The organism is Shewanella sp. YLB-07 (genome assembly GCF_009377275.1).
Window position 1 is genome coordinate 1 of record NZ_VOQB01000006.1, and the last position, 17,322, is coordinate 17,322.

10 protein-coding genes are annotated in these 17,322 nt (G+C 47.7%); 3 read left to right on the forward strand and 7 right to left on the reverse strand.

Translation table 11 applies throughout. From position 1 onward, the window contains the following. Positions 1 to 68: 68 nt before the first annotated feature. Positions 69 to 8,771: a tandem-95 repeat protein gene (locus FS373_RS14245; RefSeq protein ID WP_416221765.1), complete on the forward strand. Its 8,703-nt coding sequence runs from the start codon at positions 69 to 71 to the stop codon at positions 8,769 to 8,771. Between the two features lie 360 nt (positions 8,772 to 9,131). On the opposite strand, the gene FS373_RS14250 is transcribed toward FS373_RS14245, so the two are convergent. The 7 genes from FS373_RS14250 to FS373_RS14280 form a co-directional block, all read right to left on the reverse strand. Continuing rightward, positions 9,132 to 10,346: a pyridoxal phosphate-dependent aminotransferase gene (locus FS373_RS14250; RefSeq protein ID WP_144046364.1), complete on the reverse strand. Its 1,215-nt coding sequence runs from the start codon at positions 10,344 to 10,346 to the stop codon at positions 9,132 to 9,134. Between the two features lie 409 nt (positions 10,347 to 10,755). Next, positions 10,756 to 11,319: an elongation factor P gene (locus tag FS373_RS14255; protein WP_144046365.1), complete on the reverse strand. Its 564-nt coding sequence runs from the start codon at positions 11,317 to 11,319 to the stop codon at positions 10,756 to 10,758. 47 nt (positions 11,320 to 11,366) lie between these two features. Further along, complete coding sequence (earP, locus tag FS373_RS14260; protein ID WP_144046366.1) at positions 11,367 to 12,530, reverse strand: elongation factor P maturation arginine rhamnosyltransferase EarP; 1,164 nt, start codon at positions 12,528 to 12,530, stop codon at positions 11,367 to 11,369. A gap of 219 nt (positions 12,531 to 12,749) precedes the next feature. Continuing rightward, positions 12,750 to 13,280 (reverse strand): flavodoxin FldA, encoded by a 531-nt coding sequence (gene fldA / locus FS373_RS14265; protein WP_144046367.1) that lies wholly within the window; start codon positions 13,278 to 13,280, stop codon positions 12,750 to 12,752. A gap of 49 nt (positions 13,281 to 13,329) precedes the next feature. Beyond that, positions 13,330 to 13,602, reverse strand: a complete 273-nt coding sequence (gene ybfE / locus FS373_RS14270; protein ID WP_144046368.1) for a LexA regulated protein — start codon at positions 13,600 to 13,602, stop codon at positions 13,330 to 13,332. Positions 13,603 to 13,612: 10 nt separating this feature from the next. After that, positions 13,613 to 13,828 carry a DUF2788 domain-containing protein gene (locus FS373_RS14275; RefSeq protein ID WP_152829692.1) on the reverse strand — a complete coding sequence of 72 codons (216 nt, stop codon included), beginning with the start codon at positions 13,826 to 13,828 and terminating at the stop codon, positions 13,613 to 13,615. A gap of 82 nt (positions 13,829 to 13,910) precedes the next feature. After that, the gene (locus FS373_RS14280) at positions 13,911 to 14,693 is read right to left on the reverse strand and encodes an alpha/beta fold hydrolase (RefSeq protein WP_144046370.1); all 783 of its coding nucleotides are present in this window, start codon (positions 14,691 to 14,693) and stop codon (positions 13,911 to 13,913) included. A 290-nt stretch (positions 14,694 to 14,983) separates the two neighbouring features. Here FS373_RS14280 and seqA point away from each other — a divergent pair, with 290 nt between their 5' ends. Beyond that, positions 14,984 to 15,538 carry a replication initiation negative regulator SeqA gene (seqA, locus tag FS373_RS14285; RefSeq protein WP_144046371.1) on the forward strand — a complete coding sequence of 185 codons (555 nt, stop codon included), beginning with the start codon at positions 14,984 to 14,986 and terminating at the stop codon, positions 15,536 to 15,538. Between the two features lie 103 nt (positions 15,539 to 15,641). After that, positions 15,642 to 17,306, forward strand: coding sequence for a phosphoglucomutase (alpha-D-glucose-1,6-bisphosphate-dependent) (gene pgm / locus FS373_RS14290; protein ID WP_152829693.1), 1,665 nt, complete (start codon positions 15,642 to 15,644; stop codon positions 17,304 to 17,306). Positions 17,307 to 17,322: the final 16 nt, after the last annotated feature.

Consider the following 17,322-nt stretch of genomic DNA (forward strand, 5'->3'; position numbering starts at 1 on the left):
TGATCACTTATAGCCTGACCGACGGCTCAAGTACTGACACGTCGAGCTTAAGCATCACAGTCACGCCAGTGAATGATGATTTTACCGATGACAATGAAGTACGCACCATAAGCGAAGACAGCCCTGAAGTGAGCGGCAATGTCATCGACGGCAGCAGCGTCGACGGTGAACTCTCGCTAACCAGCTTTACTGTCGATGGCGACGATACCGTTTATCAAGCCGATGGCAGCGATATTACGATTGCCGATGTCGGTACCTTTAGCCTAGACAGTCAGGGTGACTACACCTTTACTCCTGCCGCCAACTATAACGGCGCGGTTCCGCTGATCACTTATAGCCTGACCGACGGCTCAAGTACTGACACGTCGAGCTTAAGCATCACAGTCACGCCAGTGAATGATGATTTTACCGATGACAATGAAGTACGCACCATAAGCGAAGACAGCCCTGAAGTGAGCGGCAATGTCATCGACGGCAGCAGCGTCGACGGTGAACTCTCGCTAACCAGCTTTACTGTCGATGGCGACGATACCGTTTATCAAGCCGATGGCAGCGATATTACGATTGCCGATGTCGGTACCTTTAGCCTAGACAGTCAGGGTGACTACACCTTTACTCCAGCCGCCAACTATAATGGCGCGGTCCCGCTGATCACTTATAGCCTGACCGACGGCTCAAGTACTGACACGTCAAGCTTAAGCATCACAGTCACCCCAGTGAATGATGATTTTACCGATGACAATGAAGTGCGCACCATAAGCGAAGACAGCCCTGAAGTGAGCGGCAATGTCATCGACGGCAGCAGCGTCGACGGTGATGTTTCGCTAACCAGCTTTACTGTCGATGGCGACGATACCGTTTATCAAGCCGATGGCAGCGATATTACGATTGCCGATGTCGGTACCTTTAGCCTAGACAGTCAGGGTGACTACACCTTTACTCCAGCCGCCAACTATAATGGCGCGGTCCCGCTGATCACTTATAGCCTGACCGACGGCTCAAGTACTGACACGTCAAGCTTAAGCATCACAGTCACCCCAGTGAATGATGATTTTACCGATGACAATGAAGTGCGCACCATAAGCGAAGACAGCCCAGAAGTGAGCGGCAATGTCATCGACGGCAGCAGCGTCGACGGTGAACTCTCGCTAACCAGCTTTACTGTCGATGGCGATAGCAACGTTTATCAGGCCGATGGCAGTGATATTACGATTGCCGATGTCGGGACTTTTAGCCTGGACAGTCAGGGTGACTACACCTTTACTCCAGCCGCCAACTATAATGGCGCGGTCCCGGTGATCACTTATAGCCTGACCGACGGCTCAAGTACTGACACGTCAAGCTTAAGCATCACAGTCACCCCAGTGAATGATGATTTTACCGATGACAATGAAGTGCGCACCATAAGCGAAGACAGCCCTGAAGTGAGCGGCAATGTCATCGACGGCAGCAGCGTCGACGGTGATGTTTCGCTAACCAGCTTTACTGTCGATGGCGACGATACCGTTTATCAAGCCGATGGCAGCGATATTACGATTGCCGATGTCGGTACCTTTAGCCTAGACAGTCAGGGTGACTACACCTTTACTCCAGCCGCCAACTATAATGGCGCGGTCCCGCTGATCACTTATAGCCTGACCGACGGCTCAAGCACTGATACTTCAAGCTTAAGTATCACAGTCACGCCAGTGAATGATGATTTTACCGATGACAATGAAGTGCGCACCATAAGCGAAGACAGCCCTGAAGTGAGCGGCAATGTCATCGATGGCAGCAGCGTCGATGGTGAACTTTCGCTAACCAGCTTTACTGTCGATGGCGATAGCAACGTCTATCAAGCCGATGGCAGCGATATTACGATTGCCGATGTGGGGACTTTTAGCCTCGACAGTCAGGGTGACTACACCTTTACTCCAGCCGCCAACTATAATGGCGCGGTCCCGCTGATCACTTATAGCCTGACCGACGGCTCAAGTACTGACACGTCAAGCTTAAGCATCACAGTCACGCCAGTGAATGATGATTTTACCGATGACAATGAAGTGCGCACCATAAGCGAAGACAGCCCAGAAGTGAGCGGCAATGTCATCGATGGCAGCAGCGTCGACGGTGATGTTTCGCTAACCAGCTTTACTGTCGATGGCGACAACACCGTTTATCAAACCGATGGCAGCGATATTGTTATCAATAATGTCGGGACCTTTAGCCTCGACAGTCAGGGTGACTACACCTTTACTCCAGCCGCCAACTATAACGGCGCGGTCCCGCTGATCACTTATAGCCTGACCGACGGCTCAAGCACTGATACTTCAAGCTTAAGTATCACAGTCACGCCAGTGAATGATGATTTTACCGATGACAATGAAGTGCGCACCATAAGCGAAGACAGCCCAGAAGTGAGCGGCAATGTCATCGATGGCAGCAGCGTCGACGGTGAACTCTCGCTAACCAGCTTTACTGTCGATGGCGACAACACCGTTTATCAAGCCGATGGCAGCGATATTACGATTGCCGATGTGGGTACCTTTAGCCTCGACAGTCAGGGTGACTACACCTTTACCCCAGCCGCCAACTATAACGGCGCGGTTCCGGTGATCACTTATAGCCTGACCGACGGCTCAAGTACTGACACGTCGAGCTTAAGCATCACAGTCACCCCAGTGAATGATGATTTTACCGATGACAATGAAGTACGCACCATAAGCGAAGACAGCCCTGAAGTGAGCGGCAATGTCATCGACGGCAGCAGCGTCGACGGTGAACTCTCGCTAACCAGCTTTACTGTCGATGGCGACGATACCGTTTATCAAGCCGATGGCAGCGATATTACGATTGCCGATGTCGGTACCTTTAGCCTAGACAGTCAGGGTGACTACACCTTTACTCCAGCCGCCAACTATAATGGCGCGGTCCCGCTGATCACTTATAGCCTGACCGACGGCTCAAGTACTGACACGTCAAGCTTAAGCATCACAGTCACCCCAGTGAATGATGATTTTACCGATGACAATGAAGTGCGCACCATAAGCGAAGACAGCCCTGAAGTGAGCGGCAATGTCATCGACGGCAGCAGCGTCGACGGTGATGTTTCGCTAACCAGCTTTACTGTCGATGGCGACGATACCGTTTATCAAGCCGATGGCAGCGATATTACGATTGCCGATGTCGGTACCTTTAGCCTAGACAGTCAGGGTGACTACACCTTTACTCCAGCCGCCAACTATAATGGCGCGGTCCCGCTGATCACTTATAGCCTGACCGACGGCTCAAGCACTGATACTTCAAGCTTAAGTATCACAGTCACGCCAGTGAATGATGATTTTACCGATGACAATGAAGTGCGCACCATAAGCGAAGACAGCCCTGAAGTGAGCGGCAATGTCATCGATGGCAGCAGCGTCGATGGTGAACTTTCGCTAACCAGCTTTACTGTCGATGGCGATAGCAACGTCTATCAAGCCGATGGCAGCGATATTACGATTGCCGATGTGGGGACTTTTAGCCTCGACAGTCAGGGTGACTACACCTTTACTCCAGCCGCCAACTATAATGGCGCGGTCCCGCTGATCACTTATAGCCTGACCGACGGCTCAAGTACTGACACGTCAAGCTTAAGCATCACAGTCACGCCAGTGAATGATAAGCCAACGATAATTTTCACTTCGGACACCATAGTTTCCGAAGAGGGGTTAACCTCTGGTCTTGCTGATAACCAAGGCAGTTCAGATACAACGGACTCAGTTACGGCTAACGGAACGTTTAGACTGCAAGATATTGATACTGACACACTGAATGTCACTCTTTCCGGTCCTGAGGGACTTACCTCCGATGGGCAAGTCGTTCAGTGGCAGTGGAATTCAGACTCACAGACATTATCCGGTTATGTGGGAACACCTGGCGAGAGTGATTATCAAGAGATATTAGAAATTAGCCTGACTCCACCGGCTGGTCATTCATCTGGCGATTGGGGCTATGAGTTGACCCTGAAAGGTGCCGTGGATCATAGTGATGACAACACAGAAGATACACTATCCTTGGCTATCGGAGTCAATGTCTCCGATGGAAATGGCGGTACGGCTAGCGGAAGTTTCTCTGTCACGGTTGAAGATGATGCCCCTGAGTTTACTGCAGTTCCTGCCGTTGACGTGGTATTGAATGATATTCCAGATTCATTGATTGGAGAGACTGACTTAACCAACAATCAGGGCTTTCATGAGTCGCTCGATTTTGATGGATTCACCATTACCGCCAGGGGTTTTACCTCTGCAACGGACTCTACACTCGTCGATAGTAAGCTATATGGCAGCATCCAAGGTATAGGTGTCCAAAGTGCAGACTCTCCCTACCTCAGTTTAAATAATGAAGTTGAGTTTCGTAAGTTTGCCGATGGTAGCACGGCTTCGGAGGAGGTTGTTATCACCTTAGATCCGGGTACCGTTGCATTTGGCATGAACATAGAGTTTAGCCAGATGTTTGGTGGTGAACTCGAGACCGGCGTTGTTGAGTTTTACCGTGATGGTCAGATGGTCGCGACTCAAGCTTTCACATCCGATGCTCTCCATGGTAATTATGCGGCTAACTTTGAGGTGCTTGAAGGCGGTTTTGACAGTGTCATTATCAAGGCAACCGATAACGGCCACTCGGCTGCACATGGCGATAACAGCGATCTGACGATAAAATCGATAGAGTTTGTCGGCACAGAAACAAGCGATCCCATTGCCTATGCATCGGGAACTGTTACTCCAGAGTGGGGGGCCGATGGAGTGGGTTCTATCGAACTGACCGGGAGTGATGAAACCGCGCTTGTGACCAGTACCGGAGAAGCTATTTCCATCACTCAATCGGGTAATACCTTGTTGGGACAAACCGCATCCGGAGTCGTGATCTTCAAACTTGAGTTTACTCCGGGCACCGGACAGTGGGACTTCCATCAGTACCAGGATATGAAACCAAGTTCCGATGGTGATATCGACTTCAATGTACTCATCACCGACGCCGATGGCGATAGTGTCGAGGGGGCATTTTCGGTGAAGCCTAAGACGAGTACTCCGCCTGAGACTAAGGAAGACAGTATAGAACTGAGTGAAGGTCAGTCAATTAACTTCAATGAGGCGAGCCTGTTAGGCAATGACGACAATTACGACTCGGGTAACTTGTCTGTTACCTCGTTGGCTACAGACAGCTCAGGTAGCGGAGCGATAACGGCAATAGAGCAGGGCGTAAGTTTCACCACTGCGCTCGGTGGCACAGTCACCATTAACCTCGATGGCAGTTATAGCTATCAGTCCCCAGCCAGCTTAGATCACAGTGGGGATGATAACCTGACAGACAGCTTCTTTTATCAGTCAACAGACGGAGTTGAAAATTCACTCTGGACCAAGGTCACAGTCAATATTGCCGATACGGCTCCGGTCGCAAATGATGATGTAGACAGTATCGGATTTGGTGGCACGGCCCATGGTAACGTCATCTCCGCGATCGGCACCGATGGCACCGGTATTGATACTCTGGGGGCAGATTCGGCGAGCATCTCCTCGGTTTCCTATAAGAGCACGAGTTATAGTGATTTCGATGCCGATGGTAATATCACGATTACCACCGATGATGGCATCTTAGTGATGAACCATGATGGAAGTTACAGCTATCAATCGACCCTAAATGAATTTGTTAATCATAACGCTGAAGATCTGTTTATCGGCAATGGTGTTCAGTTATATGGTTTTGATGCATCCACCAACTTCGTCAATGGTAGCAAGCTGGATACCTCCAAACTTAACGGTTCAGGTGACGGTATCTATGAATATAACAAACAGATAGGTGCCGGTGACGATGAATGGATAGCGCGTGGTGAGTCGGTCGTTATCGATCTCGAGGCTAGCATCAACGAAGTGTCGTTAGGTTTAAATGGCTGGGCGGGAAGCGATAGTTATGCCCACGGTCAATGGTCAACCTATGACAGCGTCGGGCATCTGGTCTCGAGCGGCACTTTCTCCGGCAGTGATTCACTGAACATCAATTCGGGTCAAGCCTATCAATATGTGGTTATAACGGCTGATTCAACAGGTTATTTATCACTGACTTCGGTGCAAACGGCGGTCGTACACCCGCTGACCAGTGATGAGTTTGGCTATATTCTGACCGATGCCGATGGTGACAGCGATCCGGCGACACTCACCATCAATCAAGACTCTAACCCACAAGCGAGCAACGATTCAGCCAGTGTGGCAGAATCTGGTTTGGCTTCAGGTACGACAGCTGGTGACAGCAGCAATGTCACCACAGGCAACCTGCTCGATAATGACTCAGGTGTGAGTAGCTCTACCCATATCAGTGAAGTGGAAGGGGTGACAGCGATAAACGGTGTGATCACCGTGACGACTAACTTAGGTGAGTTGACGGTATATAGCCAAGATTCTGGCGAACACAGAGCCGGAGACTATGAATATAAGCTGACTTCTAACAGTACAGATGGCGATTATGCCAGTGAGTCATTCGATTATACCATTACTAATAGTCTGGGCAGCAACGACAGTGCCAGCTTGACGGTCAAGCTTGGTGACGATGCACCGGTTACACATGATATCAGCCAGAATCTGCAATCCAGTGCAGATGTTGTCACAACCAACCTGACTCTGGTATTGGATGTATCCGGCAGTATGGGCGATCCCGTCGGTAATGGCCAAACCTACCTGGAAGTTGCAATCGACGCCTTAACGGCGTTGATCGATGAGGTAGATAATACCGGTAATGTTAATATTCAAATTGTTAATTTCCACGGAAATACCGATTCTTCCGGTTGGTTGATTGATGATGTCGCCGGCGCCATCAGTTACCTCGAATCTCTGGTCGCTTATGGACCGACTCACTATGATGCGGCATTAAATGCGGTGATGAATAGCGGGCCTCTGCCAGAGGGAGCCGACCAAAGCCTACTCTACTTTATTTCGGATGGCTCACCCTCACAAGGGCAGGAGGTTGACAGTACATTGCAGTCAACCTGGGAGAACTATCTCGAAACCAATGGCTATAAGACAGCGTTCGGTATTGGTATCGGCGATGCGGGCCTGAGTGATCTACTGCCCGTTGCTTACCCCGAAGTCGATGGTGATGAAACGTATGCGGTTAAACTCGATGATCCCGAAGATCTCGCTAGCACCATACTTAACTATTTCGATGGTGATACCATAAAGGGGAGCTATAGCACAGGTGTCGTATTTGGCGCCGATGGTGGACGCATAGAGAGCATAAATGTCGATGGTGTGACCCATAACTATGATGGTTCAAATCCGGTTCAGGTGTTCACGACGGCGCTCGGGGGCAAATTCACTGTTAACTTCGATACCGGCGAGTATAGCTACTCTATCGATGTGGACCGTGATGTGCTTAACGAACAAGAAACACTTATTGCGGTTGTGAAAGACGGTGATGGAGATACGGCCTCTGTCACCTTAGACCTGGGTATCGATTACCATGCAAATCTTGATGCGAATTCGAACAACATTATTACTAATTTGGCCGAAGGAGCGAGCATAGATATTCCGGTCGAATACCTACTCCACGGTGATAAGACAGCGGGTAATGCGGGTATCACTCAGGTGTCCGGCGATAATGTGACCCTCAGTGAAGACGTAGTGACATTATCATCGACGACAGAAGGCTCGAGTTTCAATTACACCCTAAAGGGCAGCAGTGGCCAAGGTGAAGATTCGACCCATGTGGATCTCGACTACTCACAGCAGTTAATAGGAACGGCCGAAAACGATATCATTATCAACTCAGGTACCGGCCAGCTAATACCAAATGATGCTTTGATCATGGCGATAGTGACGCCGGGTGAGAACAGCAGGGTTAACAATCCGTTCGGTTTCAAATTTGCCACTAACAGCGATGCGCTGTCGGTAACAAGCGTCAGCGTTAATCTCAGGGGCGGCAATGATAAGGATGCCTTCATCGAAAATTACGCGCTGGGAGATTCTGTTGGCCTGAACCCAACGAGCAGTATTTTTTCTCTGTCTGAAGGGAACTCAGTTATCACGGCTAACTTTTCAGAGGGTGATTTTACCAATGGTGATGAATTCTGGTTTACCCTCGATACCAGCCTGCTTAACAGCAATGACAGTGGTGTCTTCGCTCATCAAGCGGTGACCTTTACCGTCACCTTGAGTGATGGCTCACAAAAGAGCGGTGTCTATCTGGCTTATGAGGGCGGGGCTCAAAGTAAACTGGTGTTCGGTGATGTCTTAGATGGTGACGCCGGTGATGATGTCCTCGTTGGTGGCTCAGGCAGTGATATTTTACTTGGCGGTGATGGTGAAGATATGTTGATCGGTGGTCTGGGTGATGATCTGCTAAGTGGCGGAAGTGGTGCGGACACGTTCATTTGGACGACTGGCTCTGAGGGGACAGATCATATTGCTGATTTTAACCTCAATGAAGATAAGCTTGATTTGAGCGACCTGATTCAGGGAGCTACAACTGGTAATCTCGATGAGTATCTCAACTTTAGCGTCGATATCACTAGTCACTCTACTACAATCGATATTGATGCTGATGGAGATGGAACCTTCGAGCAACATATCGTTCTGGACGGTGTCGATCTTAAAGCGGCATTCGGTAATACCGATGAGCAGATAATCAATGGTCTATTGGGTGAAAATAGTGACGGGCCTTTGATCATAGATTCACTAGGTGAAAGCGCTGCAGCGTTCTCAATGGAAACTGGCTCTGCATATTCGATGAATGATGAAATGGTGAATCACTCTATACTGTAAATTAGCAGTTTAGCTTCATCGAACTAGTTGACCGATTGTGGATAAGCTATTATCCACAATCGGTGCGTCGACAAGCACAAATAGACTAGGGTCTTATACCAACCCTATTAAATATGTGATCGTTCAGCGGGAGTTCAAAGTGCTGTAGGCAAGGTCCAAATATTGCTCCTCGGTAACTACTCCTGCGTGACTCAACCACCTATACCCCTATGGGTCAGGGGAGGAAATGTCTTATTTTGAGGCCACTCAGCCGTATATCAAGAACATCTAACCTAGCATAAAGGGCTTTGGCCCTTTGCTTTAAACATCAGCCGCACTAAGTGAGCCTCTGAACTGATCGCATATTTAATGGGACTGGTATTATTGACGGTAACCATCCATAAATTCACCAAACTCGATTAAGGCCTTTTCGAGATCTTCCTTATGTGGCAAAAAGACTACACGTAAGTGATCCGGCTCAGGCCAGTTGAATGCGGTGCCATGAACCAGCAATATTTTCTTCTCTTTCAACAGGTCCAGCACTAAACGCTCATCATCGCGAATATTGAACTTCTTGGCGTCTAGCTTAGGAAACGCATACATGGCTCCCTTGGGGCATTTGACACTGATGCCAGGGATCTGGTTGAGTAGTTCTACACAGGTATCTCGCTGTACTTTGAGACGGCCACCATCCACAAGCAGTTCGTTGATGCTCTGATAGCCCCCCAGTGCCGTCTGAATAGCATGCTGATTGGGTACATTGGAACAGAGGCGCATCGAAGCCAGCATTTCTAAGCCCTCGATATAACTTTTAGCCGCTTTCAGATTACCCGATAGCATCATCCAGCCTACGCGAAAGCCTGCCGCTCGGTATGATTTTGACAGACCATTGAAGGTGACGGTCAAGATATCATCAGATAGGCTCGCAGCTGGAATATGCATCGCCTCATCGTAGAGTATTTTATCGTAGATTTCATCGGCGAACAGGATTAGGTCGTGTTGTCTACATAGCTCGACGGCCTCTAATAGCAAGGCCCTGGAATACACTGCACCGGTAGGGTTATTGGGGTTAATCAATACCAGGGCTCGGGTCCTTGGGTTGATCTTAGACTTGATATCTTGCAGATCGGGAAACCAGTCTGATTCTTCATCACAGCGGTAGTGCCGGGCACTACCGCCTGAGAGGTGAACGGCTGCAGTCCAAAGGGGGTAATCCGGAGAGGGGATCAATACCTCATCTCCTGAATTTAACAGGCCCTGCATGGCCATTACAATCAATTCAGATACGCCGTTACCAATATAGATATCTTCGATATCGACACCGAAGATCCCTTGCGACTGATAATGCTGCACAATCGCCTTTCTGGCAGAGAAAAGCCCTTTAGACTCACAATAGCCTTGGGCACTGGGCAGATTTAAAATCACATCACGAACAATCTCTTCTGGGGCTTCAAAACCGAAAGGGGCGGGATTACCGATATTGAGTTTTAAAATTCTGTGGCCTTCATCTTCGAGTCGCCTGGCTTCTTTGTGTACCGGGCCCCTGATGTCATAACAGACGGTATCTAGCTTGTTCGATTTGATTATTGGTCGCACTCTCTAACCTCTAAAATTCTCAAGAACACCGCTTGGTGTTCAATGAAAGCAAATAATGCATAAAGTCATTGGACAATAACGAATTAATAGCGAGTTGAGAAGTAATTTCAGGTGGATATGTGGAAGTAGCCAGTAAAACTTCTGAGTCGTTATAACTGAATCTTAACAATTAGTCACATCGCCACAGTCGAATGCCCTGTGTGAGGCGACAATTTCAGTACTTATCACTATCGGGTTCGGCTCGAACGTCGACTAATATCGATAAGTATAATCAAGGGCATTTAGAAGTTGAATTTGGGGTATAAAAAAGCCAGTGAGTGTGTCACTGGCCTTATTACAGTCGACGTCAGTTGTAACTGGCGGTCAGGTATCCTTTGTATATTAGGACTGAGAGCGCCACAAGTAACGGCTATACGCGTTTCTTAAACTCATGAGTACGAGTATCAATTTCTATCATATCGCCTGTTTTGACGAAGTCAGCAACCGTTAAGGTGAAATCAGTGCCAAGTAATGTCGCTGGCTTCATTACTTTTCCAGAGGTATCGCCACGAGCCGAAGGCTCTGTGTAACCCACTTCACGTGCGACTGTTGTTGGCAGCTCAATTGATATGGCTTTACCTTCATAAAAGGTAACTTGAACGATATCTTCCATGCCATCAACAATATAGTTAAGCGCATCGCCTACATTTTCGGTTTCTACGTCGTATGGATTAAAGTCTTCATCCATGAATACATACATAGGGTCGGCGTAATAAGAATAGGTACAATTTAAGCGCTCAAGGATGATGTCTTCTAATTTGTCTTCGGCTTTAAATGCGGTTTCAGTTGCTGAACCTGTCAGTAGGTTTCTAAGCTTCATCTTCACAACAGCAGCTGAACGGCCAGAGTTGTGAGTTTCAGACTTGAGAATGACCATAGGGTCTTTGCCTACCATGATCACATTACCGACTCGCATTTCGTGAGCTGTTTTCATTTATTTAATTCCTAATATTCACAGACAATTTGTTTCAGCGCAGAATATTAGCCTTTTTTGACAAATTGCACTAGTCGAGTTGCCAAATCTGCGTGATTTAATGCCAACATTGGCCATTTAGTGGCGTGTTTATCCATAAAAGTGCGGCGCTCATGTAACTCTTTCCACATTTTCACTGTAATTTCTCCGTCTTCCTGGTTGAAGGCCAGGTTGAGCCTTGACCAGGCTTGTCCTGTGTCTTCATCTAGAGAGTCAATATAGCGGTCGCTAAATGCAGATAATTTATCTAAATGTGCATCATTTTCCTGGCCATATATGTGCCAAATGAATGGCTTCGCGGCCCATTGAGCACGAATAAAAGAGTCCTCCCCACGCACAATATTAAAGTCACAGCTCCAGAGCAAACGATCGTAAGCGCCTTGATCTGTCATGGGCAATATATGTAAGGTCAGGGAATTTAAAGTCAGTGAATCTCCGGGCACAAGGCTTAGCCCATCTGGGATCAGGCCCTTGAGGCTATTTAGGCTACGTCCCATGGGAATAAGAGCATGAATCCGCTTTGTAGCTTGCCGCCACGATTGACAAAGGCTCAGCAATGCAGAACTTTCATAGCTAAAAACGCTGATCAGGGTGTCTTCACTGTTAACGCCATCTATGCCTAATTGCTTGAGTAAATGAGCTCGATTAGTAGGCTCGCCTTGCCAACTGTCTCTAGCTTCGAATAGACCGTGTTCGCAGAGCAAACCGCCGCTGCTTGGTGTGAACCCCGGGAAGTAAAAATGCTTACTTATCCCATTGGACTGCAGCGAGGGCAAGCCATGGCAGCTATCTATCCAGTCCTCGGCGCTCAGGTATTCCAGGTTGAGCCATCGTGGCGGCGTGTCGAGAGAGGCTAACTGATCGAGTACACATGCTGGCAAGTTGCAGGCAAAGGCTTCGATAAGTACGTCACCCGCTTGCCATTGCTCAGGTAAAGGCTGGCGCCAATGATATATCCTGACTCCCATGATCTCTTGCCGAGAGAGGGTGATATCGAGTTCTGGCAGAATATGGGCGAAACTCTTGAGATCGTCGACCCAGAGTCTGACTTCGATATCGAAATCATGTACCAGTTGTTTCGCTAAGCGCCAGGTTACCCCAATATCGCCATAGTTATCTATGACGGCACAGAAGATGTCCCAGTGCCCGGAAGAGGAGAGCGGCTTAATCATGATCTACTCATTTATTTGGCTGATATGGGGCGGCTATGACTTGTATTAATATACAAGGTGAAATTTTTCCCATCCATGGCTTCTTATCAAATAAAGAGTACATAAGTGTTCCTGACACAAGGTCAGTTTTTATAAATCCGTGTAAAACTGACATAAATGTTCCAGACATTAAAAAGCGGCGCTATTTCTAGTCGCCGCTTTTTTAAGAGCTATGGAGAATTAATCTGCTAATTCAGCCAAACACATCTCTTCGTAGATCTGCTTGACCCAAGCATCGACTCGCTCTTCGGTCAGTTCAGGCTGTCTGTCTTCATCGATACCCAGACCGACGAAGTGTTTCTCATCTTCCGTTAACCCTTTAGAAGCTTCGAAATCATAGCCTTTGACAGGCCAGTGACCTATGACGATACCGCCACGGCCTTCAACGATTTCATTGACCATACCCATGGCATCGAGGAAGTACTCGGCGTAATCCTCCTGATCGCCACAACCGAAGATGGCAATGAGTTTGTCTTCGAAGTTGATTTGTTCTAATTCCGGGAAAAAATCATCCCAGTCACACTGAGCTTCACCGTAATACCAGGTAGGAATACCGAACATTAGAAGATCATATTCTTCTATCTGCTCCTTGGTACTCTTGGCGATGTCTTTGACTTCGACCATTTTTTTACCCAGTTTTTTCTGGATCATCTTGGCGATGGCTTCAGTGTTACCTGTATCGCTACCGAAAAAAAGACCTACAGTTGCCATTGTCTTTCCTTTATCTATTTCGTTGTATGTTGATCGTTAACAAGAGCAATCAGGCGTTGACTTGCTTCTGCAATATTAATTCGATTAATTGACTGCGGCTGATATTACTGGCCAAAGCCTTTTCATTCAAGGCGTCGTATAAATCTTGTGACACCTTTAACTCTATTCGTTTTAAACCGTTCGCTCTGTCGCGTTGGATCTGATTTCGCTTATTAATTTTAAGCTGCTGATCTCTAGGCAGTGGATTACTACGTGGACGACCACGACGTTTTTCTGTGGCGAATAGATCGATTGTGGTTCTATCTGATGTTTCTTTTGCCATCGGTTCAATCTTACCCTACGCCTTCCCAAAAGAGCTGAATCATTCCTTTCGCAACAAATCCCGCGCAGCCTAAAAATAGCACTGACCAAACAATAATACGGCCAAATTTGGGGACTTTACCTTGTTTCAGTACGTCATGGATAGCCATGCCGATAAAGAAAAAAATCGCTGCAAAGAATAGGTCTAGGCCTATTGCTTCAATCTGTATCATGTACTGAGACAACATAAATCAATTCTTCAGGCCAAAAAGAGGCGCGAATATATCATAGTTGAGCAGTGCCTGCCATATGGATAGTGCCCTATGGGCATTATTTAACCTCGTGTTTCGCTAGAAATTCACTCACTATCCGATTAAAAATGGCGGGTTTTTGCGCATGTAACCAATGGCCCGTCCCCTCAATCGTTTTAGCCTGAACTTGGGGGAATTGACTCATGATGGCTTGCCTATGTTCACTGGTAATATAATCTGAGTCGCCACCGCGAATAAATAAGGTGGGTTTTCTATATTGTAAAAAATCTTCGGCCTCGATGTCATTGTACCAAGCGATCAAGTCCCGATAGCAAGACTTCAGTCCTGCCAGATTCATTTTCCAGTTGAACCCTTCGTCGGTTCGAGACAGATTTTTTAACAAAAACTGAGCGGTACCTTCATCTAACCCTGCAGCTGATAGTTGTTTGAGTGCATCAGAGCGACTCTTTAAGCCGGTAAGATCGATACCCTCTAGTCCTGAAAAAACCTTATCATGTCGTTGTTCATAACTCACCGGAGCGATATCGGCGGCAATCAGACTAGTCACTCTGTCCGGATAACCTAGCGCCGTCGCCATGGCTATCTTTCCTCCCATAGAGTGGCCAAGAATATGCGCGCGCTCTAAATGCAGACTGTCCATAAGCTCGATGACGGCTTGTGCCAGCAGTGGGTAATCCATTTTTTGCCAATGGGGGCTGAGTCCATGGTTGGGCACATCGACTCGCACCACCTGATGATTCTCTTCCAGGCTCTTGCCGAGGCCCTTTAAATTATCCAGATTACCGAAGAGGCCATGAATTAAGATTACAGCGGAACCCTTACCAGAAGAGATATAATGCATGGTAAATCCTGTCGACGTTTTTGAAGAGTGCAGATTGTGCCTGTAAATGAGGTAATTTAACAATCAAACTCGGATATAGAGACAATGCTTGCCGTCTTTTTGAGCAAACTCGTCATATTTTCAGGATCTAATGAGGATCTATGTCATTTTTACTGGTTTGGCACTTTATTATAAGCCACGAGTTGGCATACACTTGCAACTGACATATGAACGTTGATTTAAACAAGAAAAGCCAAAATGTTCAGTGCGAGCGGAAAATTAATTAATTTCACTTAAGGAAGATTAAGGTCATGAAATATATCGAGGTCGATGAAGAGCTGTATCGCCATATTGCCGGTAAGACAGAGCGTATTGGTGAGAGTGCTTCAGATATCCTGCGCCGCTTGCTTGGGTTAGATGTCGAGTCTATCAATCATGACACGCCGGAAACGATAAGCCATCCTGGAATGGAGTCGGTTCCAGCCAAGCCTCAAGTTAAGGCTCAAACTGGCCATAAGCGACAATCGAATAAAGACTTCTCAGAGTGTATAGACACAGAGGAACTCGCGGCTCAGAAAGGGGCTGTGGGTCGTTTTCTATTTATCTTAGAGGCCGTTTACCGCGCCGCGCCAGAGCAGTTCTCTCAAGTGTTACAGATTCAGGGCCGCGATAGACTCTACTTTGCGACCTCAAGAGAATCACTGCTTAAGGCCAGCAAGTCTGCCAATCCAAAAGAGATAGGTCAGAGTGGTTTTTGGGTGACCACCAACAATAATACCGCCAAGAAGCGTAATATTCTGACCGAAGTCCTACAGCAATATGGCACGGTCGAAGCGCAAATTGAGGCGATTACAAATAATTTGTAGGTAACAACATAAATGTAATAGGCCAGCAATAAGCTGAAATCATCTGAGTATGAATTCAGCTTTTTTTTACCCATCATTAAATCAGCGCAATAAGGACACGAGATTGAGCATTCATGAGCGAGCAGGGCAAGTTGCACAGCAACAGGACTTAGTGAATATTCCCAAGTTGATGAGTCACTATTTTTGCATCAAGCCAGATATTAAATTGGATGAGCAGAAAGTCTGCTTCGGCACATCCGGTCATCGTGGCAGCTCGCTGAAGGGCAGTTTCAATCAAGCGCATATATTGGCCATCAGCCAAGCCGTTGTCGACTACCGCAATAGTGCCAGAATCACCGGTCCCTTGTATCTGGGCATAGATACCCATGCATTGTCACAAGCCGCATTTATCAGTGCGATTGAGGTCTTAGTGGCGAATCTGGTTAGCGTCATCATACATAAAGATGATGGCTTCACGCCGACACCTGTGGTTTCTCACTCGATCATTCAAGCGAACAAACAGCCTGATGCACTTAAGCCGGCACTAGCCGACGGTCTTATTGTCACGCCTTCCCATAATCCTCCACAAGATGGCGGCATCAAGTATAACCCGCCACATGGTGGTCCGGCGGAAGGCGAGATCACCAAATGGATCGAGCAAAAGGCCAATCAGTATCTTAGAGATGGGCTCGCGGGCGTCAAACGTCTCGATTATGCTGTGGCCATAGCGTCGCCGTTAGTGAAAGCTGAAGACCTAATCGCGCCATATGTGGATGATTTAGATGCTGTTATCGATATGAAGGCCATTTCAGATGCGGGCATACGCATCGGCGTCGATCCATTGGGCGGCTCAGGCATCCACTATTGGGCTAAGATTGCTAAGCGCTACGACTTAGATATAAAGCTGGTCAATACCCGTATCGATCCCAGTTTCAGTTTCATGCCGCTGGATAAAGATGGCAAAATACGCATGGATTGCTCTTCACCTTATGCCATGGCTGGCTTGTTAAAGCAGCAAGATAATTTCGACCTCTGTGTTGGCAATGACCCTGATTACGATCGCCACGGCATCGTGTGTCCCGGTTCTGGTTTGATGAATCCCAATCACTTCCTGGCGGTGGCCATCGATTATCTGGTGACTCATAGACCACAATGGTCTGATGCATTGATCATAGGTAAAACCTTAGTCTCAAGTGCCATGATCGATAAAGTTTGCACCCAGCACGATAAGCCACTGTGTGAGGTGCCGGTTGGCTTTAAATGGTTCGTCGATGGTCTCGCCGATGCAAGTGTTGCCTTCGGGGGAGAGGAGAGTGCCGGTGCGGCATTCTTGAGACGTGATGGCAGCACCTGGTGTACCGATAAAGACGGTTTTATTCTCGCACTGCTAGCGGCTGAAATTCTCGCGGTAACGGGTAAGACACCCGCGCGAAGATATCTGGAATTAGTGGCGTTACACGGAGAGAGTTTTTACAAGAGGGTCGACAGTCCGGTACAAGCTGATAAGAAGGCCAAGTTTGCCCAGGTTCTGAAAAATGATGTTAATACCCAGACCTTAGGCACCGAGATGTTGGCCGGAGAGTCGATATTAACTGTGCTGACCAAAGCGCCTGGAAATCATGCCGACATAGGTGGCATCAAGGTCATCACAGAGAATGCCTGGTTCGCGGCTCGTCCATCGGGCACCGAAGCCCTGTTTAAGATATATGGCGAGAGCTTTATTAGCCAAGCCCATCTGGAGCAAGTTATCATTGAGGCACAAGCCATGATCGATGCACTCCTGATTTAAAATAGGGGGTTAACGG

Excerpts from the sequence above, each read along its gene's own strand:
- fldA (WP_144046367.1), bottom strand. The coding sequence starts at position 13,280 with ATGGCAACTGTAGGTCTTTTTTTCGGTAGCGATACAGGTAACACTGAA.
- ybfE (WP_144046368.1), bottom strand. The coding sequence starts at position 13,602 with ATGGCAAAAGAAACATCAGATAGAACCACAATCGATCTATTCGCCACA.
- seqA (WP_144046371.1), top strand. The coding sequence starts at position 14,984 with ATGAAATATATCGAGGTCGATGAAGAGCTGTATCGCCATATTGCCGGT.
- earP (WP_144046366.1), bottom strand. The coding sequence starts at position 12,530 with ATGATTAAGCCGCTCTCCTCTTCCGGGCACTGGGACATCTTCTGTGCC.
- FS373_RS14255 (WP_144046365.1), bottom strand. The coding sequence starts at position 11,319 with ATGAAAACAGCTCACGAAATGCGAGTCGGTAATGTGATCATGGTAGGC.
- FS373_RS14280 (WP_144046370.1), bottom strand. The coding sequence starts at position 14,693 with ATGCATTATATCTCTTCTGGTAAGGGTTCCGCTGTAATCTTAATTCAT.
- FS373_RS14275 (WP_152829692.1), bottom strand. The coding sequence starts at position 13,828 with ATGTTGTCTCAGTACATGATACAGATTGAAGCAATAGGCCTAGACCTA.